The organism is Paenibacillus daejeonensis DSM 15491, from assembly GCF_000378385.1.
In the GTDB taxonomy this organism is placed as follows: Bacteria; Bacillota; Bacilli; order Paenibacillales; family Paenibacillaceae; genus Paenibacillus_D; species Paenibacillus_D daejeonensis.
The window spans coordinates 97,043-120,819 of the sequence record NZ_KB899674.1 but is presented as its reverse complement, the minus strand read 5'-3'; the positions used below and the strand labels follow the sequence as shown (position 1 = coordinate 120,819).

Here is a 23,777-nt window from a genome sequence, read left to right as displayed (position 1 = left end):
TCTTTTATTTGTCTATGTGGCGTCTGCGAATCCTACACAAAAAATGTTTTCAACTCGGCTGCGATGCGCGGGGCATCCAGCTTCTTGGTATGACCGAGCCCCCGCTTGCTTCGCAGCTCTGCATTTGGAAGCAGATCAGCAAACGCCCGGGCGCCGTTGCGCAGGGCGATCGGACTTTCTTCTCCCGCCAGAACCAAGGTCGGCATGATAACAGAATCCTGCCATGCTGCTGGCAACGGTTTCCCAACCATATAGCCCTCCATGAGTGCTGCATCGTAAGGTAGCGTGTGCGCCACCGCCATCAGATTGCGCCACACGCCAGGCATGAGACGCATCATCGTAACGATGAATGCAGGCGCCCCCATTCCCTTTGTCATAAAATATTTGATGGCCCCGGGCCGATCATTAGCGGCTATTAGCTTCGTCACCTGGGCAAGAAAATCTTCTGGCGGCCGGTGGCCTTCCGTACTTACGACCAAGGGCGGCTCATGCAGAGCCAGCTTGGCAATATTGGCGCCGCCTGCTGCTGCCTGCAAGGCGAGAACCGCCCCCGAGGACAAGCCCCACACATAGGCCGTACCTCCGGCTTGGGCAATCAGGGCCTCCAAATCTTCGATTTCGCGTGCAATCGTATAGGAAGTCGCGTCCCCGCTGTCTCCGCGCCCCCGGCGATCATAATTGTAGACGGTATATTGATCGGACAACAGCTCCACAAGCTGCAGCTGTGCCGGAAACTTGCGATAGCTGAATGCACCCGCGACGAGAATAAGCGCCGGACCCGTTCCCACTTTGTCGTAGGCGATTCGGGTACCGTCTTTTGAAATGATGCTGCTCACGACAGTCCTGCTGACGCCTGGGTAACGAGCGCAATCCAGGCTTGTTTGTCCGCTTCCTGACCTTGACGCAGCTTGATGGTCTTGCGCTCTGGTGGGCCTTCGAACCCTTCCGGCAGAGTGAGCTCACTTGTATTAAAAATGGTAAAGCTTACAGCATCTTTCGAGGTCGAGATTACGGCAGCATATTTGCCGTTTTTGAGAAAATGCGGCTTCTTGTATTGGATGCGCTCTTGTACCTCAGGAATCGCCGTATGGACAATCTCCCGGAGCGCTGCACACAATTCGCCTTGCCAAGGTACTTTTACAGCTTCAATAAAGTCGGTCACTTCCTGGTTCATCATCATTTCTCCTCTATTCTTACATGTAGTTGGTCGTGCAGCCGCAATCCGATACGGCTTCTTAGTTCGTCTTCCATCACTTGCTGGAAGCCCTGATGCGTAGGTAAGCTTCCTTCGCGTATCCGGCGTACTTCGACGGCTCCCTCCCCGTATCCATTGGGGTCGGGCATACGTCTGGCCCATTGCATTGCTTCCTCTTCATGTTCCACTTCGATGACAGTATAGCCTGCAACCAACTGCTGCGGCTCATCCAGCGGACCAGGTGTAAGTACTGGCTCACAGCCGGGCACAGGATAAGACAGTAGCCATCCGCTCGAGCTCGGGGACAAAACCTCGGTCGCAACTAGCACGCCCGCTGCCGCCAGCTCTTCCAGATAGTCCTCGGTTGCGGCGAGACTTGCAGTACTTGCCTGAATTCCCGCCTCCGCATATCGGCTGGATCGGGTTAGCAGTATGAATTTCATCCCGGATCTCCTCCCTTTTTCTGCGGGTCTGCTTTTTCCTGTGGTTCTGCATTACACGCAGCAGCTCGCCTCCACAGCAGTTCCTTCTCCTGCGCATTGCGTGTCAGCGATGCGGCGTGCTCGAAGGCCTCCCGTGCTTCCTGGCGACGCCCAAGCTTCTCCAGGAAATCTCCTTTTACACTAGGTAGCAGATGGTAAGCCGCCAACGACGGCAAGCGTTCCAGTTGCTCAACGAGCTGAAGACCGAAGGCAGGACCAAATGCCATCGCTACCGCCACTGCGCGATTCAACTCTACAACCGGTGATGGCATCACGCGGCACAGCGCTTCGTAGAGGGCTGCGATTCTCACCCAATCTGTCTCCTCCGCCGTCCGGGCGACCGCATGACAAGCCGCAATCGAGGCCTGCAGCACATAGGGGCCCAGCGGTCGACCTAGCGACTTGGCCCGCTCAAGCGCCACCAACCCGCGCCGGATTAGGAGATGATCCCACAACGCACGATTCTGATCCTGAAGTAGAACCGGCTCGCCAGCTGCCGAGATGCGAGCCCGGAACCGCGATGCTTGAATCTCCATTAGCGCTAGCAAGCCCTGAACCTCCGGCTCGGCTGGGGCAATTCCGGCAAGAATTCGTCCCAGACGGATCGCTTCCTGGCACAGCAGCGGACGCATCCAACTGGTGCCGGAGGAAGCCGCATAGCCTTCATTGAAGAGCAAATAAATGACTTCAAGTACCGTCTCGAGCCGACTCTTCCATTCATCGCCATCAGGGATGATGAACTCGGCCCGCACCTCCCGCAATCGTCGTTTGGCGCGAACAATGCGTTGCGCAATCGTTGGCTCCGAGACAAAAAAGGCATGCGCGATCTCATCGGTCGACAATCCGCCAAGCAACCGCAGCGTTAGCGCAACCCTTGCTTCCCGGGACAAGGCAGGATGGCAGGTCATGAAGATCAGCCGCAGCAAATCGTCTTTGATCTCACTATCTACCCCCTCGCCTGCCTCATCCTCAACAGTGGACTCGGCATGGCGGCCGATTTCAGCATACTTCTGATCCTGAAGTTTGAGTCTGCGCATCCCGTCGATGGCCCGGCGTTTGGCCGCTGTCATTAGCCAGGCACCGGGCTTGTCGGGAATCCCCGACTCAGGCCAGGTACGAAGCGCGAGAACCAGCGCATCCTGCGCCAGATCCTCCGCCAATCCGACATCTCGCACCATCCGTGTCAGGCCAGCGATCAATCGGGTGGATTCCAGTCGCCAGACCGTTTCGACCGCCCGTCTGCTGGCGGCATTCGTCATGTCCGGTTACGCCGCTGCAGCTCCCCGGTCATCGCCTCATGCGCCTCCAGCATATCGGCATCCTGTGTCAATTCCGAACCTTCAAACACCTGTCGCAATTCGATCCGTCCCTCGCCCTTGCCATGTGGATCCGGCATTCGGAGCGCCCACTCAATCGCTTCCTCCCGGGACCGCACTTCAATCAGCGTATAGCCGGCAATCACTTCCTTGGATTCGCTGAACGGACCATCGGTAATCGTTGGTTTGGCGCCTGGCTCCTCGTAGGAGATGCGGATCGCCCCCGAGGTCGGATGAAGTCCGTCTGCTGCCAGGAGTACGCCTGCTTTGGCCAATTCCTCATTGTATCGCATCATCGCTTCGAACAGCTCAGGACTCGGTGGCGTTCCGGCCTCGGAATCTTCCGTCGCTTTGACAATCATCATGAATTTCATCTACGCTCACTCCCTTTTCAAGTAGGCCATGTCCCTGTCATGATCGGCCCTTATTAGAACGACGAACCATCGACGACTAAATCGACAACGTTGAAAAAAAATTTTTTATCATTATTGAATTACTCTATTGAGCAACCAGCTTGCCTCTAGTTTACCAAAAAACGGATGCGCTTGGCCGACAAAAGTATTGGGGCCCCTCATGATGATGCGCCATAGCACAACTCTAATTTCCGTTCCGCCCCGCTATACACTGCCCCCAGCAGGCAGAATGCCGGTCCGTTTCAGATAAATAAAAAGACGTCTCGCATCATAAATGATGACACGAGACGTCTGACAGCCGGGAAGCCGGCACTACTAACCTTACGATCCCTTGTTGCTCCTCAGTACAGTAAACAGCTCCCTCTCCGTCAGCTGGTTGTGGAGCGGCTCCTCCTCCCGAAACCGGCGGATGTTATCGATCATGATGTTGATCGAGCGCATCGTCCGGTCGGGCACTTGCGGCGTCATATGCGGAGTGATGAGCGTGTTCGGTGCATCCCACAGCCGGCTGTCCGGTGACAGTGGCTCCTGGGTGAATGTATCAAGACCCGCCCCACCAATCTGCCCTTCGTACAAAGCCTCAATTAAAGCTTCCTCGTCAATGACTGCGCCCCGGGCCATGTTAATAATAAAGGCACTGTTCTTCATAATGGCCAGCTCTTCTCTGCTGATCAAATGGTACGTCGCATCCGTCAACGGGACAGCCAGAACCACCACATCGCTCTCCGTTAGTAACGTCTGCAATCCGTCGCCTTCTTCCCCGTAATAGCACCGGTCCACACCCGGTGGCAGGGGCGCCGAGTTCCTACGGTACCCCAGTACATTCATTCCCATCGCCTTGGCACGGACGGCCAGCTCGCAGCCGATGTTGCCCAGACCAATGATGCCGACTGTTCTGCCATACAGGCTCCGGAGTTCTTCAGAATGCGGAACGCCCCATTGATGGGCTCGCTGCGCATCGAGCAAGTCGGCATACCGGTAACATAACGCCAGCATGAAAAAGATAGCGTGCTCTGCCAACGCCGGTGATGAACGTCCAGCCGAGCCGGTGACCGCAATTCCCTTCTCCAGCAGCTCCGGCCAGGCACTCCGCTCCAAGCCCGCATGGTCACAATGAACCCACTGCAGCTTCGGCGCATGCAGAAATCGCTGATCCAGGTCGCCTGTCAGAAACGCCACGTCAACGACCTCCAAAGCAGCTTCGATGGCTTCTGCATCCTTAGGGTGCGCTTGAATAATGGTGGCCGGATGCAAAGCATCCTTCACCAGCTTCACAATTTCCTCCGAATAATTCAGCGTGATTAGCGCAGTATCAATCCTTCTCATCCCATGTCCTCCTCCGTGTGGATGTCAATGGTTATGCGTCAGGCTATACGCTCGTGGTTTCCAAAATGTACCTGAAAACGATTTCAAAATTCATTATAGCCATGTCTAATTTACTCGTCAATCAGAGGCGCTTAACATCATAAGAATTTCACATAGGTGTTGAAGGTTGACCAAAAAGAACATCCAGTCATCAGCCTAGACTGATAACTGGATGCCCTCCAATGGTTCGTTATTCCTCCAGGAATGTCATCAATCGTACAATGACAGTAATCGCTTCAGCCCTGCTCATGTCCGCCTGCGGCACAAACCGGTTGCCGTCTCTGCCTCGCATGAGTCCCGCTTCACGCACACGGCTGACTGCGGGCAGCGCCCAGGCCGGAATGGCGGCGGCATCTGCGAAGGCCACAGCACCCCCAGCCTCTGCAGACGAGTCCAGCGCGCCTGCAAGGATGACAGCAAGCTGTGCTCGCGTCAAGCGGGCACCTGGTCGGAAGCTCCCATCCTCATAGCCCTGCACCAGCCCGGACTGAACCGCCTGCGAGACCGACGGCCTGGCCCAGTCCGGGACTGTCCCCGCGTCCCGGAAGTCCGGTAGCGCTGCAGATGGCCCCTGCGGCTGGAGTGCATTCATGAGCATGACGACGAACTCTGCCCGCGTAACCGGACGCGATGGCTGGAAGGTCCCGTCTGGATAGCCCTTCACATAACCAGCTTGCAGCCCCTTGCGAATCTCCGCCTCGGCCCAGTGCCCGCCGATATCGGAGAGTGTCAGCTGCTCACCCGGCCCTGACGGTTCCCCGGATGCTTCCGGTTCAGCCAATTCCGAGTCCACGGCCAGTACAACAAACTTCGTTAAGTGATTAGATGTCACCTCAATAAAAGATTCCGCCACCGTTCCGCCCATGTCCACCCACTGTTGCTGCTGCTCATCATAGTAATGAATGGCAGGCTCCTGTCCCTCTGTCAACAAGGAAGGATCGAACGCCAGGCGGATCCGAATCGGTACCAGGAAGTTCCCTTCCTTGTCCTTTGTAATCTCAAATATGCCGCTCAGCGGCTTCAAGCCACCTTCGAACAACCGCTGTAGCAGCTGCTCATCCTTCACTTGCTCGATGACATACCGGGTCGATTCGCCCATGGCGCCCACAGGGACCGACACGCGAATCGCATCCCCAAGGGCAAGTTCTGCCGCCACAGCCGGTTGTATGAAGCGTTCCACTCTGCTCTGACTGACTGGAGGGAAGCTAGGCCCTGACCATCCGGGTGGCAACACTGGCGGCTCCTCCCCGGGATCTGTCTCAAACTGAATTCTTACGAATCCGTTGTCTTCCGTATAGTCCACTTGCTCACCATTCCATAACACCCGTGTTGTCCCTGGTGCGTAGACAATCGCCGTCACACCGCTCACACCAGCCGGCGTACCAGCGGTCAGCTGCAGCTCCGTGCCTGCCAGAGCAGCTTCGACGGTTACATCCGCCGCTTGGTATCCGTTGCCGTCCGCCCAATAGTATTGAAGCTCACCCTCGGTTTCAAGGGCTCCGTTGAAATAAAACACCTGCGTCCGGCCATCCTTCAGCTTAATCTCCATCTGGTCGCTGGCTGTGCGCCGTACACTCTCGATCCCGCTCTCACCGGAGAGCGGTTCAATCACACTGACGAATTGCGCTTCTTGCCGGTCCTTAATCCGGTTCACGACACTCGTTGAGTAGGCGCTCGTATCGTTCGCCGGCCCTGGCGCTTCGCCTACGATCATCACGGATGATTGCTCCGGCGAGCTGGTTAGACTGTGCAGTTTCAGTCCATTTCCGCTCGGCAGCCGCCACTCTCCGCTCCATGCCTCCTCCAGTTCCGCTTGTTGTCCGTTTTGGAAGAAAGGATAGGCATCCTTCGTTCCCAGCGCTTCCTCCATTGGTGTTAACTCACTGCCCGGCGTAAACTCACCCAAGCCATGCAGCAGCCAGTCATATTGGCGAGGGGTATCAGAAGCCACTGTGAACAGATCAATCAGGTAATCGCCAGTCACGGCTACCGTTCGTTCATAACGCTGCATCCCGGCATAAGCCTTTGTCGAGCTGTTAGTCATTATTCCGAACGCTTCGCCCGGAAGGAACAGCTTGGTCGGTTCATGGATCTCGGCTCCGTTCTCGGTCGGGATCTGCTGGGTATCGCCATCAACCGTTACCGTATTATGAGCAAAGGTTTTCTTATAATAGGTCTCGAACATGGAGTTGCTGTACGCGGGGATGCCTTTGTCCGGCGCGAGACGCTCGCCTTGGCCAAAGACCTCCAGATGCAGCTTGTCGAAATGTCCGTGGTAGCCGCCGTGATTGCCGTAATCCACCAAGGCATACAACTGGTCATTGCCGGTGCCCGAACGAAGCACCGCATGACCCAGTCCTTCAAAGTTGCGGCTGGCGGAAGGCCACTCACCGACATTGTCGATCACGGGCTTCCCGAAGAACAGCGCCTGCTCGCCTGCGATACCCGATGTCGGATCGCCCGCCACGATATAGCCTCCCCGCGGTCTGCCGTTCTCCTCATAGAGCCTGTCTAGGAGCGCGCCGTAGACGGGATCATTATAATGAGCATATACCGCCTCATAATCCATCGGCACCACCCGGCCCGGCGCCGCTAGACTGGTCGGATACTTGCTGGAATTGTTGCTGTTGATGATCCCCAGATCCGGGAAAGCGTAGTCTAGCGGCATATCGAAGGTCTTCTTGAACGGCTCGCTAGCGAACAAGTCATACCCCATCCCGCGTAGACCGATCGCATGGTGGAGCAGTGCATACTGGGCATACACATGATAGCCGATCGCGCCTTCGTACCAGAAACCATCGGACAACACGCTGTTCGTCATCTGGAAGTGGAAGCCGCTGCGTCCGTTCACCGAGTGCTCCATCAACGCCTCGTCCTCCAGCACAGCGCCGATTGTGCCGATCGCTGCATTATGCCAGGTCTGCCAATTCGATTTGCCCACATCGTAGGCCTGCAGCGTGCGGGCTGACGGCGCGAAGAGATTCTGCTCAATATCCTGTTTCTCCGCTTCGCTTAGCACGCCGCTGGACTCGATGAGATCGTAGGCGTGCACCAGCTCGATCATCTGCACCGCTTCGTCTAGCGACTGATAGAACAGCCGGCCGTTCTGCGCCTGCAGAGGATATTCAGGATACAACTTGGCATAGTTAACGAGGATTTCCTTGGCCTTGGACGCATATTTCACCTCATCCGTGAGTGCGTACACAATAGCCAGATTCCGCGCTGCCTGGACGTTCAGCGTATGGGTCGTGAACCGCCATCCTGCATCCACCTGCTCGCCGGTATGCATTTGACCATCGCTCGGGCAAAGATGAGCATGCGGACTGTCGTAATTATAGACCAGCGTCACGTCCCCACACACGAACCAGGTCGTCGCCCCGGCTGGCTTGGAGGGATAATAGATCGTCTTATTCACCCAGTCATCCGCTTTCGCCCGCACAGCTGCCAGGTAGTCCTGCGCCCATGTATACGTCTGTAGTTTGGCTTTGGCCGCTTCAAGCTCCTCGACTGAGGTCATCACATACGGGTGCTGCTTCACGTTGTTCCCCCGCTCTCCGACTGCAATGTTCAGTTCGATAGCGATTTCCTTGCCCCCCTGTAGTGGCCGGACCGCAAAGATTGCTTGAGCCGTGTCGCCGGCTTGCGCTTCTTCAGGCACCTGTACCCGGAACGACACTTCCGTCTCTTCTCCGTCCGCCACCACGTCTGTAGTCGCCTCGTAGTCAACTTCGTAGCCAGCTGCAAACGGCACTTTTGGAGCAATACCATAGGCTGTATCGGTTCCGCCAATATTACGCAGCAGGAAGGTGTACTCCAGCTCTGCCCCCGGCAGTGCGCTTTTATTGATTCGATTGACTGAAGGCTCGATGGCGTTTTTGGCCAGGGCCATCCCGTCAAAATAGAGCACGTCTGTTGGATCGGGCTCGGGGTCCGAGCCATACCATCGCGGATGAATAATAAGCTGGGTGAAATTCGAGAAGTCCGCATGGCCGTTTGAGTTCAGCATGCGGTTGAATGGCAGCTCGATCTTCTTCCAGCCGGACCAGTCCACGAAGAAGGTCGACATGAAATATTCATTGCCTGGAATGTCATTGTCCGGTGTCTGCAGGATAAAATAGATCTTCTTGTTGGACGCTTTCTCCGAATACAGCCAGAATTCGATCTGGTCGTGCTCGTCCCACGGCGCCGTAATGCCCGTTACGTTGATGGCGGCTACGGGGTTCGTCCATCTTCCAGAGAATTCACCTAATACGGGGTGCTTCGAGTCCAGCGTCGTATTGGTCCAGCCCGTAAAGCCTTCCATATCGCTGATCGGATAGCTGCCGCTTCCAGAGAGATCGATAGTATACGCGTGGCTGCTCGTCTCGCTGACCTTCTCCCCTACAACCGCGTAAGTCGTAAGGATACGCGATGTATCCACCAGCAGCGGCTCTGCATACAACCTGAAGTCGGAATCCACACCTTCGATTTTGTAGAAAATCGAGGCATCCTCCGTTGTGGAGGTCAAGGCAACCGTCTTGGACTCTGCATAGGTTCCTGGCCGTGGCGTGGCCTCAACGGGCTCCACCACATCCCGGTAGACAATGGTATACGGGTATGCCGTCTCCTCGCTCTCCACGCCGTGAAGGACGGTTTTGACCAGGAGCGTCGTATCTTCTGTCAGCGTAATCGGAGTGGAGTAGCGCAGGAATGCATCATCAACCCCCGCGCGTTTATAGTACACCTCGGCAAGGCTTGCCGGACGTGTCTGCGTCGACAAGGCGACAGTCACCGCGTTGGTATATTCACCGGCCGGCTTGTCGGCAACCACAGGATGAAGCTCGCCGTTGCTCGTCAGGCGCATATCGTCGAGATACACCTGCAGCCCGGCGTCCAGCGTCGTGCCAGAGACACCGGCCTGGTCGAAACGGATATAGTCGAGCGCCCCCCAGGGTTTGACGTCGGCGCTGCTGCGCTGCGCCTGTACAACGGCCAGCGGCACTTCAATCTCTTTCCAGCCGGTCCAATCCAGCGGCAGTCGGTAATAATAGTAGTTAGCCGTATCTCCCTTCATGAAGAACCGGAGCTGGATCGGCTTGTCCGCCTGGTCTCCCGTCCTTGCTTTGACCGAATAGGCCCATATCTTCAGCGTCTCGAAGCCATTGAGATCGACCTGCGGAGCATGCTTGGGATAGATGAGGGCAGCACCTGCCGTCAGCGTGCCGGAGGCATCGTTAAAGGCCAGCAGCCACTTCTTCGAGCCCGTGCCTTCACGGATATAGTCGGAATCGCTATTCGCCACTACGGCGATGCCAGCCGTCCCGACCGTATCGCCGGTGCTGTTGGCCAGCGAATCCATATTGTTCAGCTGCAAGGAAATCGGTACGGTTTGCGGTGCCGCCTGCGCCTGCCCGGCAGGTACGAACAGTTGGAGGGCGCTGAGGGCCAACAGCACGGCCAGACACATCGACAGAAGTCTTTTCAAGCGAACGAATCTCATGGATTTCTCTCCTTTTGCTAAGCGAGTATAGAAAGGGGGGAGACCCTCCTGCGAGACTCTCCCCCCTGAAAGGCTGTTCTAAACAATCAATACAGCTTGGTCAGTCGCCACCAGTTGAGGTCAAAGCCCCCAGTCACGGCATAAATGCCGAACTGGTGAGTGCCTGCCGGGATCGTCACAGTATGCGATATCGTACGGTAGGAGGACCAACTTCCCGTATTGGGAACATTAATCGTACCGAGCACCGTCCCGTTGCCGCCTCCGGCGTTAAGATCCAGAGAGATCTGGCCGCCGTTATTAATCGAAGAGACCCGGTAGTCGATCTGGTACACGCCTGCGCTCGGGATGTTAATTCCTGTGTAGGCCATCCAATCCTGACTGTCGATTCCTCCAACATTGAGACCCCCACCGGTATCCGGCGTCGGCTCGGTCATCACCCCGGACATATAGGTGTAATCCTCCGCCTCGATCTTCCGGGTGTGGCAGCCTCCCGAGGCCAGCTCGCAGATCTCTGAGCGGCTCGTTGATACCTTCAGATCGTCATACCAGACGTACGAATCGTTGGCTGGAGCAAACTCATCGGTCGCACCGCCGAAGAACGAGGAAAAATAGGCCTTGTCGATTTTGTCGCCATTACGCACGAAGCGCAATCCCGTTTTCTTCGCCGCCGGTTGACCATTGTACCAGATCTCGATCTCTCCGTCAGGATTGGCCTGGCCGTTCGTAACCGTGTTGACCTTGAGCCGCTGCACGATGTTGAACCATTGCCCTTTTGGATAGACGATGGTCGAGCCACTGCTGTTCTTCAGCTCCACATAGTCCCCATATTGGCCAGCGTTACCCATATGGTAGTAATAGATTGCCGCCCGGCCGCCGCTGAGCCAGATCATGCGGGAGCTGAAGCCATTGTAGCCGTCGCACACCATCCCTCCCGAACAGGAGCCTCCGCCGGCCAGACCTAAGCCCAGCTTGCCTGCATACAGCGTCGTTCCCCAGCTGAAATCGTCACTCAGTCTCATCCAGTACGACAGATAATACTCATTACCAGGCGTGAGCGCAAACGGCGCCGACGCCCCAGATTCCAAAGGATCAAATTTGCCTTTTGGATAAAAAATACGAAGCGATTTGCCACCTCTGTAACTGTGCTGAGTGTCGATGAGCGAGCGGTTGCTCATCCCCTCACTCCAAGGGGCGCTCCAGCCATCCTGCCCCCACTGGCTCAGCGTATACGCAATCCCGGCTGCCGGTCTCTCGAAGGTGTTCACCTTCGGAGCACCCAGAGCTGTACCTGTACCTACCAACAAAAAGAGAACAAGCAACCCCATCATGAACTTCGTCTTCATCCGTAACAACCTCCCACGATTCTAATATGAGCATGGATATGGCTGAATCAGCGACGGTTCGACGTATGATTGGTCTGTGCTGGGTCTAGAAGTAATCTGCCAAAAATGGCGTTGCCGCTGGGATGTGGCGCTCCAGCCGGTCAGCTTCCGCCGCCTCGCCGATCAGCTTGCCCGCCACATGCAGCTGAGAAGCCGTCTTGTAGCCGATGAAGAGCGCGGAGAGCGTCTGGATATCACAGGTGAGAACCGCAGCATCGGCAGGCAGCACCTCCTCTCCGCTCAGTCTGGAGACACGCTCCCGCGCTTTAAGCTGGGGCGACAACCGGTACAATCCGCTATTCCAGGTCGCGTGACTATCCTCTATCTGCAGATAGAAGGCCTTCTCCTCCCTATCCGTCGCCTCCGCGAACGCGTACTCTCCGAACACACGCTCCACATCGACGATCCGCACCATAAAGTAAGGGACGATCTCCTGAACCACTCGTGGCTCCTCCAACAAATAGGTCCACGGATCATCGATTGGCGCATGCCAGACGACACGGCTGATCATCGAGTCATGCTGGGACAGGTAACGCCAGATTCCCCGGCGGGCTTCCTCGGACAGGCAGATCATCTCATGCACAGTCAGCACTGTCTCCTTGACCTGATAAAAGATGTACCCCTCCGCCCCTCCCGACGGACTCCAGTAGACACTGACAATCCCGTGCTTCTTGCCAAAGACGCGGGTCGCCCACCAATCCTCTGAACGTGCCAGCATGCCGTTGAATTGCCGGGCATACCGCAGGTACAGCTCGCGAACGACAACGCTGTCCTGGGGTACCTGGCGGATTCGGCTGCCCTCAGCCGCAGCCGGCCGTGGCAGTCGCTCGGACGGCACCTCATACCGAATATAGTCGATGCCGGCTTCCCAGCCGTACTTGCGATAGAAGGCATAGGAGAACGGCGCCAGCGCTGACCAGGCAATCCCTTGCTCGCGCATCGTAGCCAGCGAGGCGTCCAACAACCGGCCGATCATGCCTTTGCGGCGGTACTCTGGCCAGGTGGAGACAAAGGCGATGCCGCCCATGTCCCAGATCTGTCCGCCAATCCAGAACTGCAGCGGGAGCACGGAGAGCTGGGCGGCCAGCCGCCCCTCCTCCATCCAGCCCCAGATCTGCTCGCCCGGCATCGCCGCCAGCCTGACCGCCTTATCCTCCGGCGACAAGCTGCGCTGAAAAGCGAATTCCGCCAGCTGCAGGCTCTCCTCGTAATCCACCTGTTGCAGCAACTTGATCTCGCTCATACACCCTCCCTTAAACAGCACCCAGTCAGCTCTGACCTAGTTGGTTGCATTCATCGTCCGGTCATACGCTTGGGTAAATGTGTCTACAATCTTGTCGACACCCAGCTTGTTCTGCTCAGCGACATAGCTGTCCCACTCGGCAAGACTGCGCTCGCCGATAATGAACTTGGAGATATTCTCGTCGCGATTTTTGTTGAGGGCATCCCCGACGGTGCTGAGCACCTCCTGCTCCTCGGCCGTAAAAGCCGGAATGGGCTGCTGCTCGCTGTCGTACTGCGGTCCTTGCTCATAAGCCGTCTTCAGCTCAGGCGAAGCAAGCGAGATATGCGCGTCATAGTCGAACCAGATATAGGTTCCGTCGGTAGATAGCCCCATTTTTTTACGCATGTCGGATACGTCCGTGAACGTCTCGATGAATTGCTTGGCGCCATTTTCCTCTTTGTAGCTCTCGCCTTCCTTGCCCCAGCTGACAAGCGTACGGCCTTCCTCGGAGTAGAAGAAATCCATGAATTTGATGATGTCGTCGATCTTCTTGGTCTTGGAAGAGATCATGAAGCCCTCTTGCGAAACCTGAGTAAAGGCGTTCTTGCGCGCACCGCCGTCCCATCCGGCAGGCGGCGCCATAAAGTTCAGATTGAAGTCTGGGTTCTCGGCACGCAGCGCCGAGTTGAAGAAGTCAATCCGGCCCACATAGTCCAAGGTGACGAAGGCCCGGTTGGTCGACATCATATCCTGCCATAGCTTCGTATCGACCGTCAGGAAGTCCGGCGGGATCAGCTTCTCGGCGTAGAATTTGTTCATGTACTCGACCAGCGTCTTGAAGTTGTCCTCTGTCGCCCCGTATACCCACTCTTCCTTGTCAAAGTCATAGTACACGGCAGACAGATCAGCGTTCATCGAACCAACGGTTTCGAAGGAGGCGCCGAAGTTCATCAGATAACGCAGACCGCTGCGGAAGGTGAGCGGGTAACTGTCCGGGTACAGCTGTTTCAGCTCTTTGAGCGTCTCGTAGAGTTCATCCCAGGTCTCGGGCTGCTCCAGGCCGTGCTCGCTGAAGACGTCCTCTCTGTACATCCAGATCATCCGGTTGGTCTCACCGATTCCCTGATTGGGGAAGATATACATCTCGCCATTGGACGCGATAGCGCTTTGTACAGCCGCAGGGTGCTCCTCCATCCACGCCTTGAAATTCGGCATCTGATCCACATAATCCAGGATATTGACAAGCGCTCCCTGCTGTCCGTACTTGTCGGCCAGCGGCTTGGTAAACGTGAAGAGAAGGTCAGGCAGATTGCCTGACGCGACCGTCAGGGCGAGCGTATCTTCCAGCGAGCCGCCCGGCGGCGTCTCAATGTCCAGCGTCACCCCGGTCGCCTCCTCCAGGTAGCTCCAGATTGGCCAGTTCTCATCGTACGGCCAGCTCGGATTGCTATAGTTTAGGAAGGTAAACGTTTGTTTTGCAGGTGCCTCTGGCGTCCCAGTGTTCTCACCGGTGTTTGCCGGCGGTGTATTGCCGCCCCCATTGTTCGAGCATGCTGCCAGCAGCGACGCTCCCATGACCAATACCAATGATGCGGATACCCATTTCTTCTTCATTGTCTTAAACCCTCCCAAGATGATTGATAGCATGACTATATGTTAACCTTTGACCGACCCGATCAGCGCGCCCTTGGCGAAATACTTCTGCAGAAACGGGTAGACCATAAGGATTGGCAGCGTGGAGACGATAATCGTCGCATACTTGATGGACTCATCGACGAGCATCGAGTCGCCGCCGACACTGCCGGCGTTATTGCCTGCCCCCTGGAGGACAAGGTTGCGGAGAACGACCTGCAGCGGGAAGAGTTCGGTATTGCGCAGGTAGAGCATCGCAGAGAAGAAGTTGTTCCAGATCGCAACGGCATAGAACAGGCCGATGGTGGCCAGGATGGCTTTGGACAGCGGCAGCGCCAGACGGAAGAATACCCCGATATCGCTGAGGCCGTCGATCTTGCCGGATTCCTCGACCTCCTTGGGGAGCCCGGCGAAGAAGGTGCGCATGATGATTAGATTCCAGGTACTGACCAGCGTCGGCAGCACCATGGCCCAGATGGTATCGACAATACCATAGCTGCGCACGACCAGGAACGTTGGAATCATGCCCCCGCTGAAGAACATCGTGACGACAATCATCATCATAAAGCCCCGCTGGAACATCATTTCACGTTTGGAGATGGCAAAGGCGCCAGCTGCTGTCACGATAAGTGACATCGTTGTTCCAAGTACAGCATAAACGATCGTGTTCATATAGGCTTGCACGATTTTGGGGTCCTGCAGCACCATTTTGTAGACGTCGAGATTGAAGCCTTTGGGCCAGAGGAAAACCTCGCCCCGCAGCACAGGGACACTGCTGCTCAAGGAGACGGCAATCATATAGATGAACGGATACAAGGTCGCGACGATCATGCCGCCCATAAACGCGAACAGGAAGAGATCGAATACAGATAGTCTAGCTCTCATGTTGGTGTGTCCCCCTTTACCATAAGCTGGTCTCGCTCACCCGGCGGCTGATCCAGTTGGCCGTCAGAATGAAGACCAGGTTGATCAGGCTGGTGAACAGGTCGATAGAGGTGGCATAACTGAAGTTGCCTTGTGTCAGCCCTGTCCGGTAGACAAAGGTGCTCAAGATATCCGCCGTGCCGTTGATGGCCGGGTTCAGCATGAGGAAGACCTTTTCAAAGCCGATCTCCAGCACATTCCCTACATTTAGAATCAACACAATAATGATAGCCGCCCGGATACCTGGCAATGTCACATGCAGCATCTGCTTCCAGCGCGACGCGCCATCCATGCGTGCCGCTTCGTACAGCTGGGGGTCAATGGCGGTCAAGGCCGCCAGATAGATAATCGTCTCCCAGCCGACATGCTGCCAGATCTCCGAGAGCACATAGATGCTGCGGAACATGTCTTCACGAGCCATGAAGTTAATGGCATCGAGGCCCAATCCCTCAATCAGTTGATTGATCAATCCGCTCGATGGCGACAGGAACAGCGTAAGCATACTGACGACGACGACATTGGAGATGAAGTGCGGCAGATAGCTGACTGTCTGTACAAATCGTTTGAACATCATGTGCCGCAGCTCGTTCATCAGCAGCGCCAGAATGATCGGTGCCGGGAAGCCAAAAACCAGCTTGTACAGTCCCAGCAAGAATGTGTTGCGGATCAGCTTGAAAAAATCCGGACTTTCAAAGAACATTCGGTAATACTTCAAGCCGACCCAGTCGCTCTCCCAGATGCCGCGGAATAAATTGTAGTCCTTAAAAGAAACCACGACTCCAAACATCGGGACATACTTGAACAAAATGAAGTACAACAGCGTGGGCAAAAACAACAGCAGCAAATATTTGCTTCGCCCCCATTTGCGGGCGAAGCTGTCTTTCTTGAATACAGGCATTGCTCGATCCGCAGGATGCATCCGGCCATTCCCCCAACCTTATGTAAGATATGCAGGTCTTATCGACAACCGCTTCCAATTGACATCCACAGCGTAACAAATCTGACGCCTGTGCAAAATCACTTCCTTTTGCAAACCTTGATAAATCTTAGGATGACAGCGGTTTGGGGCATCCCTAGTGCAAACCAAGTCAAGAAAGAAAAAAAGTGATGTTTGTCGGCTTTTTGGCACCTGTGCTATACTTTAGCGGATAAAAATGGACTTATTTTGTGATCGGGGGCCGTAGGATGAAGCTCGCCAAACCGGGAAACACTTCTCTATTCGCAGCGCTATGTATCAGCTTTGGCGGTATCATTTTACTCCTCACATCGTTCAACTTCTTGTCCTATACGGTCTTCCGTGACAATATCCGGGGCGAGATTATTAAGAACAACAGTCTCAACCTCCATACAACGGTCACCAATTACGAGAAGCAATTCGTCCAGCTGAGGAGCAATTTGATGGCACATCTGTTCAAAACAGAGGTGCAGACGGTCTCGGATACAACGAGCCGGACGGTTGAATATCAGACCCTGCTGAAGATTCAGCTGGATCTGAAGGGAACGCTTAGCAGCTCCAGGCTGTACCTGGAGAACATTGTTTACTATTTTAAAGACAAGCAGCTATTGATCGATAAAGACGGGAGCCGGGACCTCGAGACGATGTTCGCCAAGTTCTATGCCAGCGACCGGTATGATGCTGCCTTTTGGGAGGCGGAGCTGCCTAAGGCACAGAGCTTCCAAATCTATGGCGGCACCGCCTTTGAAGAACGGACGGCGTTCAATATTACACAGCACGGTACGCTGTTGCCGGTACTCGCCAAGAAAGAGTATGAGACGCAATTCGGGCTCATCGCCCTGCTTAACGGAACGGCGATGTACCAGGATTTACACCAGCGGACGGATAGCGGGTGGTTTTATATTTTTGACCGGAATGGACAGCCAATCTTCGCATCCTCCAGCCGCTCGACAGATCACGATCCTTCACCAGTCACGCTTACAGGACAAGGGTATGTGGAGCAGGCGGATGCGATGTACTTCTATCAGCAGGCTCCGGACACAGGCTACCTATACGTCGATGTCATTCCCATTCATGCGGTTACCAGCCAGTTCAAGCAGCTTAATCTGGTTTTTCTGCTGATTCTGCTGTCCTCCTGCGTGCTGAGTCTGATTATCGCGCTTATTATTGCTCGCAAGTTCCAGAATCCGCTGCAGCGTATTCTGCAAACGGTAGAGCAGCTGGGACAGCCGCTTGCACAGCAGCCAAGCCGGATCACCGAGTTCAAGCTTATCTCTGAGAAGCTGCATGACCTGTTCCGGATTAATCATACGATTCACCGCGATCTGGACACCAAAAACTCGCTGCTCCAGCAGTATGCGTACCTGAATCGGCTGAAGATGATCTCGGCCAATCTGACCGATATCAAGATGGCCATCGACAGCAATCGGCCATACCGGCTGATTCTTGTTCATCTGACCCTCAAAGAAGAAGCACTTGAGGGGACAGAGCTGGACCCTAGCCGGTCCTATGCGCTGATTACCGAGCTGATTCGCATGCATTTCCACAGCCGTTGTCCAGACTCGCTGACATTCCAGGTGGAGCACGATCTGATTCTCACAATTCTCTTTGACCACCCGCAGCAGCAAGACGCAAGAGATGCGCTGGAGCCGCTCATTGAGCTGCTGCGCCCCGAGACGTTATATTTCCAGTTTGCGCTTGGGATGAGCCCATCCCGCACCCAGGCGGAGCAATTCAGTGAGACGTACGACAAGGTACATGAATATATCAATCAACGCCAGCTGGATGAAGACATTCAGGTGTTCCGTGAGCTGAAGCCGATCACCCTGCCGCTTCTTCCGACATTGGCCCAGGAGCAGGAGCTGACAGCCAATCTGCATGCGGGTAACGAGGCCATCTGCATTCCGCTGGTGCACAGGCTGATCGAGCAGTTGCATAAGGCTGGTGCCCCCGCGCATCAGATCATTACCCTGAGCAAGCAGATCATTGAAAAGGCACTGAAGGTGATGTACGCGAAGCATGTAACCGTACCGGGCTACGCCAGTCCCAAGCAGCCTTACGAAGCGCTCAAGGCTTGCCGGACGGTAGAGGATTACAAGGTGTTTTTCGAGGATTTCCTGTCTGCTTTGGCGGAGGCGGTGCGCAGCAAGGCCAAGGAGACCGAGGCTGATTATATGATTTCCTTCGTTAAGGATTACGTGGAGCGGCACTACGGGGAGGATATCTCGCTGGATCTGTTGTCGCAGAAGCTGAATATTACGAACTCCTATCTCTCTTCCTATTTTAAGGAGAAAACCGGCATCAATCTGAGCGAATACACGCATACCTTCCGGATGGGCAAGGCAATGGAGATGCTGCAGAGCACCGATCTGAAAATTCAGGATATCGCCTCCCTTGTCGGATATCTGACGGTGGCTCCCTTCAATCGCGCCTTCAAGCGGCATACCGGACTCACGCCTACCGAGTACCGCAGGCGGCACCAATCTCTGGAGTAGGAAGGGAGAAGGCTCATCAGAAGGTGGCAGACTGCAAACCCCGACTCCGCCATGTGGAATCGGGGCTTTTTATGTCCGCCTGTTTGGCATCATACCTGCAACTACTTCGTGTAGAGATGCGGGTTCTGGCTGCGGCAGGTCTCCATAATCTGCAGCTGTCTGCGCACCTGGGCAACTGTGACCTCCGTTGCCGCGCCGGTCGTGAGCGATTCGTGTAGGTTCGTATACAGGCGCTCCGTCATCTCGTGGAACGGGGTATCACTCGGCGGAGGCGGCGCGTCCCAGCTTCCTTCTACCCAATTCAGCTGTTCGCTGCAGTAAGCCGGCGTTCCGTCGGACTTGGCCAGCGGGGCTTCCACGAGCTGCTGCTCCGGTGCCTCCTCCGGATTGTAGTGCTTCCAGGTGAGCCGGCTGCCGTCGCCCTGCAATCCGCCCTGGGTTCCCTTGACGCGGTAAGCAGGCCGTGAATAAGCGGCACAAGAGGAAATCTCAATATCGATCAGCGGCTTGCCGGGACCACTCAGGATCAGCTTCACGTCATCCTCCGCATCGCCCAGCGTCAGCGTCCGTTCCATACGGCACCACACGTCGGGCTCCACGTCGTCACCGAACAGCTGCAGAGCCTGATCGAGCGGGTGGGGACCGGTGTTCATTAGGCTGCCGCCATGATGACTCTGCTGCGTCTGCCAGTCCCAGCGCCTGCTGAACCCACTGATCGTCAGATCAATCTGCACAATTTCACCCAGCACACCCGAGGCGATTACCTCCTGCAGCTTGCGGAAGGCCGGCTGGTAGCGCGCCTGCTGAAAGACCGCCAGTCGGCTCCCGGAACGGGCTGCCGCCTGCGTCAGCTGATCCACCTCTTCTACAGTACGGGCTAGCGGCTTCTCACACAGTACGTGATGACCTTGTTCCAGCAGCGCCATTGTGATGGGCACATGCTGGTGACTCGGCGAAGCATTGACGATCAGATCAAGCTGCTCCTGGTCCACCATCGACTGCCAGTCATGATACGTCCGACAGCCGTACTCCTCCTCTGCCCGTTCCCGGCGCTCCGGAAGCGGGTCAGCGGCCGCAGCAATCTTATAAAGCTCCGGCAGCTGTACGAGCAATTGGCCGTGAATATCCCGGCCGCTGCGGCCGAGACCGATGAGCCCCACGTTTAACACATGTTTTGTCACTGAATTCTCCTTCTTTCTATCCTGTTATGCCACAGGGACCGGACGGTGTCCAGATCAGCAGCCAGCCGCTCACCAGCCGTCAAGGGGGCATGACATTCCAGCGTGAGCCATCCCTTGTAGCCAATCTCCAACAGCCCATCCAACAGTCCGCCATGATCGACCTCACCCTCACCTAACAGACAAGGGACGAACCGCTCGCTGCCATAGCGAGTATGCGTCGTGAACTCGCCTGGCTGCGCTCTGGCTGTAGGGGCAACACGCCGCTCATCCTTGATATGCACATGAAACAGCCGCGTTTGCAGCTGACGCACGGAGTCGGCGCCATAGTCCGCATCCGCGATGTACATGTTGCCAGCGTCATGAATCCATCCGATATTGTCCTCCCCCAGCAGCGCCAGCAGCCGCTCCGCATCACCTGCTGACTCTACCAGGGTTTCATTATGCAATTCAATGAGCACCTGCAGTCCGTAGGTCTGCGCCTCCTTGGCACACTGGTCCAGCCATAAGGCCGCCTGTTCGTAATGACCGGGCCCGGCCAGAAAAGCATTGGGGCCGCCGGGCTGCACGCGGAGTCCGCAGCCTCCGAGCTCGGCCGTCATCGCCAGCAGCCGCTGGACATCCTCGAACGCCTGCCGGCATGCTGCATCCCCAGCGGTAGAGAAGCCGCCGGCATAGCCTGCAATGACCGGTATCGCAAGTCCGTTTCCGTCGGCAATGGCTTTCACCTCACGTACCTCACCTGCTGTAGACGCTGGTGAGAGATGTTGGCCCCGGGCTGCAATCTCTATCCCTTCGAAGCCAAGCCGGCTGACGGCAGTGGCAGCTTCCCGGAAGCTGACTGCACTGTATGCACCGCTGAATGCCGCAATCTTCATTCTCCGCCTCCTTGCTGCGGCACCAACAGCTCGCGCAGCCCCTTCAAGGTCAAGTCCGTGCCCTCGCGCTTGGTGCCGCCCAGAGGGATGTAATGGGTTTCCAGCGTGTAGAGTCCGTCGTACCCGTCCTCCTCCAATGCAGCCAGTTGTTCCCGCAGGGCGACCGCTCCCCTGCCAAGCGGCACACACTCGGGTGTACCGTTCTCCCGAATTCGTGCATCCTTCAGGTGAACGTGTCCAATGGCCTCCCGAATCGCTGCGTAGCCGTCAGGATAGGCTGTTCGTCCGCCATATGCCTCGTTGCCAGGATCCCATAGCGCCCGCAGCGCGGGGGAGGCTACCGCAGCGACCAGCTCTGCCACTTCCTCCGCATACCCGCCATTGCAGGACGGCTCATTCTCCAGCAGCAGCTGCACGCCCTGGCCTGCTGCACGCGCCGCCGCCTCGCGCAGATGAGAGATAATCATCTCCCATTCGCGCTGCGGATTCTGTTCTCGCCAGAACGAGAAGATGCGGATGCGGCTGGTGCCGAGTAGAGAGGCAATGTCCAGAGCCCGCTCCAGCTTGATGAAGTGCGCAGCTACGTCCTCCTCCTGCTGCCCGAACGTGTCTCCAGACGACACCGGGCGTTCCGGAGACAGCGCACACTTGAAGACAGGGGAAGCGATGGCCGAAATGAACAGTCCCCGCAGTTCCACCTGCCGCCGGGCCTCGGTTAACGCCTCATCGCTCATATCCATCACGTGGACACCATCCACGACTCTCAGTTCCACATGCTTCAACTCATTTTCCACTGCCCAGTCCAGTGCCTCGACCAGGCTCTCTGACACCTCATCCGTTAATACACCCAGCGCCTCCCATCTCATCAACAGTACTCCTCTCGTTGTGTGCTCGGGGAATCGGAGAGCAGCTCCAGGGATTGCTCTTCCCCTGTCTCTGCCGCTCGATAGACTGCTTCCAGGACACCGATGACGCCCCGCGCATAAGCCGGTGGACAGTCGGTCTCCCGACCTTCCCGGATGGCTGTTGTCAGCTCGTGGTATTGCCGCTCAAATGGCGTTGCCGTCGCCGGTACAGGCAGCGGCTCATAGGGGCCACCGCGGCTGATCCATAACCCACGTCCAGTTGCCAGCTTCAGCATTCCCTCGGCAAAGATCAGCTCCGTCTCGTCCCGAATCTCGCCAGGGTAGCCGGATTGTACAATCGTCGCCGCAATTCCGGATTGCAGCCGCAAATAGATCATACCGCTGCCTTCTACATTGCCCCTGTCTCCATAGTAGCTGGTCGCAGCACTCACTCTGGCGACCGAGCTGTCGGTCAGCCACTGGATCTTGTCGATGGAATGCGTGCCCAGATTCGCCAGGATACCACCGCCAGATAAGGCCTTGTCCAGAAACCAAGCGGGTCGTGACGGCCGGTAATAGGGCAGATGGCGGTTGTCCTGAATCATAATAAGGGGACCCAGCTTCCCGCTGCGGACCCAGGCTCTGGCTTCTATATTCTCAGCTATGTAATGCTGCGTATGACCAACCATGACCCGCACGTTGGCGCGCTGCGCCGCTCCAATGATCTCGTCGCACTCGAGAGTAGACAGCGCCATTGGCTTCTCCAGCATCAGGTGGGCACCTTCGGCAATTGCCGCCAGAGAGGCTTCCTTGTGCAGGAAATGCGGCAGCGCAATGACCGCAATATCCGGCTGTTCCTCCCGCAGCATTGTCCGGTAATCGCTGTAGCTCCGCAGACCGAATTGCTGGGCCAGCTCGTCAGCCTTACTCTGATCCAAGTCCGCTACAGCACAGGCAGATACACCTCCTACCGATGCGATAGCTTCCAGATGTGAAGAAGCGATGATGCCCGCACCCAGCAGTGCTGCACGCAGCTCTTGTGGTTGTTGCATGGTCCTGCTCCTCTCCTATTTAGCCTCGGCTTCAGTTACAAGTTCACCGTGTGTCCCGTCGATCGGCTCTCATTAGCGGCTTCGAGAAAACGGATGATTTCGATGGTCTCTTCGATGGCTACGCTCCCCTTACCCGTCCGAAACATGATCAGCATCTCTTCCAGCACGTCCGCCAGGTAGGGTTTCGCATGCGAAGCTATATCGATAGCCTGCGTCCCCGTAGCCGTATGCAGCATTGCACCAAAGGCATCGTTGCCCATGCGGTTGCCACGCAATGTACCGATTCGGCCATCCTCCCATTCCCCTACGAGGAACTCCTGGTCAATACCTGCTCTCACCGTCACTGTCCTGCACCCCCGCCCCATCGCCCGGTACAGCATATCAGCGGTATGCACGCCGTACCAGAACCAGCCCGGCTGTGTCGTCTCCAACGGCAAAGGTCCATAGCCGTCCATCCCGGCCACTGCCGATACACCACCTATAGCTTGGAGGCCCTCGGTCAGAGCGGTGGCGCTGCGCAGCGCCGAACAGCTCATCACCGGTACGCCATACACTTCGGCCAGTCGGGCAATCTCTCTCGCATCGCTGCTCGTTACTGCCAGCGGCTTGTCGATAAACACGGGCTTGCGGTACGGAACGATGCGACGGAATTCTTCCAGATGCAATCGACCATCACAAGATTCAATAATTATCGCATCGCTCTGCTCGGCCACCTCCTCCGGCGTAGGCATAATCCGTACGCCATAGTCCTCTCGGAGCTGCGCGGTAATTCCCTCCACACGGGAGATGCTCAAGTCAAAATCAGCTGATCCGCCAGGATAACCGGCGACAATCCTGCCGCCCGCTACATGATGCGGGTGTCGCCCATCATGCAGCAACCGCGTGAAGGCAGGGGCTCGCGAGGTGTCCAGACCAATCATGCCAATGCGTAGTAATGGTTGCATAATAACTCCTTCCCATC

At 56.4% G+C, this 23,777-nt stretch carries 18 protein-coding genes; 1 reads left to right on the top strand and 17 read right to left on the bottom strand.

All coding sequences use genetic code 11. The features are described 5' to 3' along the window. Positions 1-32: 32 nt before the first annotated feature. From F556_RS0128525 to F556_RS0128470, 12 genes are all read right to left on the bottom strand, one after another. Positions 33-836: an alpha/beta fold hydrolase gene (locus F556_RS0128525; protein ID WP_020620414.1), complete on the bottom strand. Its 804-nt coding sequence runs from the start codon at positions 834-836 to the stop codon at positions 33-35. Next, complete coding sequence (locus F556_RS0128520) at positions 833-1,174, bottom strand: DUF1801 domain-containing protein (RefSeq protein ID WP_020620413.1); 342 nt, start codon at positions 1,172-1,174, stop codon at positions 833-835. Before F556_RS0128520 ends, F556_RS0128525 begins: the two co-directional genes overlap by 4 nt. Before the next feature lie 2 nt (positions 1,175-1,176). Further along, entirely contained in the window at positions 1,177-1,638 is a 462-nt protein-coding gene (locus tag F556_RS0128515; protein WP_020620412.1) for a YciI family protein, read from the bottom strand. Further along, positions 1,635-2,936: an RNA polymerase sigma factor gene (locus tag F556_RS0128510; RefSeq protein WP_020620411.1), complete on the bottom strand. Its 1,302-nt coding sequence runs from the start codon at positions 2,934-2,936 to the stop codon at positions 1,635-1,637. The genes F556_RS0128515 and F556_RS0128510 overlap by 4 nt, the downstream gene beginning before the upstream one ends. Continuing rightward, positions 2,933-3,367, bottom strand: coding sequence for a YciI family protein (locus tag F556_RS0128505; protein ID WP_020620410.1), 435 nt, complete (start codon positions 3,365-3,367; stop codon positions 2,933-2,935). Before F556_RS0128505 ends, F556_RS0128510 begins: the two co-directional genes overlap by 4 nt. Positions 3,368-3,727: 360 nt before the next feature. Then, the gene (locus F556_RS0128500; protein ID WP_020620409.1) at positions 3,728-4,732 is read right to left on the bottom strand and encodes a D-2-hydroxyacid dehydrogenase; all 1,005 of its coding nucleotides are present in this window, start codon (positions 4,730-4,732) and stop codon (positions 3,728-3,730) included. 229 nt (positions 4,733-4,961) lie between these two features. Further along, positions 4,962-10,250 carry an S-layer homology domain-containing protein gene (locus F556_RS36715; protein ID WP_020620408.1) on the bottom strand — a complete coding sequence of 1,763 codons (5,289 nt, stop codon included), beginning with the start codon at positions 10,248-10,250 and terminating at the stop codon, positions 4,962-4,964. Between the two features lie 86 nt (positions 10,251-10,336). Beyond that, the gene (locus F556_RS38665; protein ID WP_020620407.1) at positions 10,337-11,593 is read right to left on the bottom strand and encodes a carbohydrate-binding protein; all 1,257 of its coding nucleotides are present in this window, start codon (positions 11,591-11,593) and stop codon (positions 10,337-10,339) included. A gap of 85 nt (positions 11,594-11,678) precedes the next feature. Then, entirely contained in the window at positions 11,679-12,875 is a 1,197-nt protein-coding gene (locus tag F556_RS0128485) for a GNAT family N-acetyltransferase (protein ID WP_020620406.1), read from the bottom strand. Positions 12,876-12,911: 36 nt separating this feature from the next. Further along, positions 12,912-14,471 (bottom strand): extracellular solute-binding protein, encoded by a 1,560-nt coding sequence (locus tag F556_RS0128480; protein WP_020620405.1) that lies wholly within the window; start codon positions 14,469-14,471, stop codon positions 12,912-12,914. Positions 14,472-14,513: 42 nt separating this feature from the next. Continuing rightward, entirely contained in the window at positions 14,514-15,374 is an 861-nt protein-coding gene (locus F556_RS0128475; protein WP_020620404.1) for a carbohydrate ABC transporter permease, read from the bottom strand. A gap of 16 nt (positions 15,375-15,390) precedes the next feature. After that, positions 15,391-16,311: an ABC transporter permease gene (locus F556_RS0128470; RefSeq protein WP_040718772.1), complete on the bottom strand. Its 921-nt coding sequence runs from the start codon at positions 16,309-16,311 to the stop codon at positions 15,391-15,393. Positions 16,312-16,598: 287 nt separating this feature from the next. On the opposite strand from F556_RS0128470, the gene F556_RS0128465 reads away from it, so the two are divergent. Continuing rightward, complete coding sequence (locus F556_RS0128465; RefSeq protein WP_020620402.1) at positions 16,599-18,863, top strand: AraC family transcriptional regulator; 2,265 nt, start codon at positions 16,599-16,601, stop codon at positions 18,861-18,863. A gap of 101 nt (positions 18,864-18,964) precedes the next feature. On the opposite strand, the gene F556_RS0128460 is transcribed toward F556_RS0128465, so the two are convergent. From F556_RS0128460 to F556_RS0128440, 5 genes are read right to left on the bottom strand one after another with little or no spacing between them, the layout of a single operon-like run. Continuing rightward, complete coding sequence (locus F556_RS0128460; protein WP_020620401.1) at positions 18,965-20,044, bottom strand: Gfo/Idh/MocA family protein; 1,080 nt, start codon at positions 20,042-20,044, stop codon at positions 18,965-18,967. Next, positions 20,041-20,919, bottom strand: a complete 879-nt coding sequence (locus F556_RS35495) for a sugar phosphate isomerase/epimerase family protein (protein WP_020620400.1) — start codon at positions 20,917-20,919, stop codon at positions 20,041-20,043. Before F556_RS35495 ends, F556_RS0128460 begins: the two co-directional genes overlap by 4 nt. Then, a complete protein-coding gene (locus F556_RS0128450) occupies positions 20,916-21,785 on the bottom strand; it encodes a sugar phosphate isomerase/epimerase family protein (protein WP_020620399.1) in 870 nt (289 codons plus the stop codon). Before F556_RS0128450 ends, F556_RS35495 begins: the two co-directional genes overlap by 4 nt. Then, positions 21,785-22,816: a Gfo/Idh/MocA family protein gene (locus F556_RS0128445; protein WP_020620398.1), complete on the bottom strand. Its 1,032-nt coding sequence runs from the start codon at positions 22,814-22,816 to the stop codon at positions 21,785-21,787. Before F556_RS0128445 ends, F556_RS0128450 begins: the two co-directional genes overlap by 1 nt. Before the next feature lie 35 nt (positions 22,817-22,851). After that, positions 22,852-23,760 carry a Gfo/Idh/MocA family protein gene (locus tag F556_RS0128440; RefSeq protein WP_211222652.1) on the bottom strand — a complete coding sequence of 303 codons (909 nt, stop codon included), beginning with the start codon at positions 23,758-23,760 and terminating at the stop codon, positions 22,852-22,854. Between the last annotated feature and the right edge of the window lie 17 nt (positions 23,761-23,777).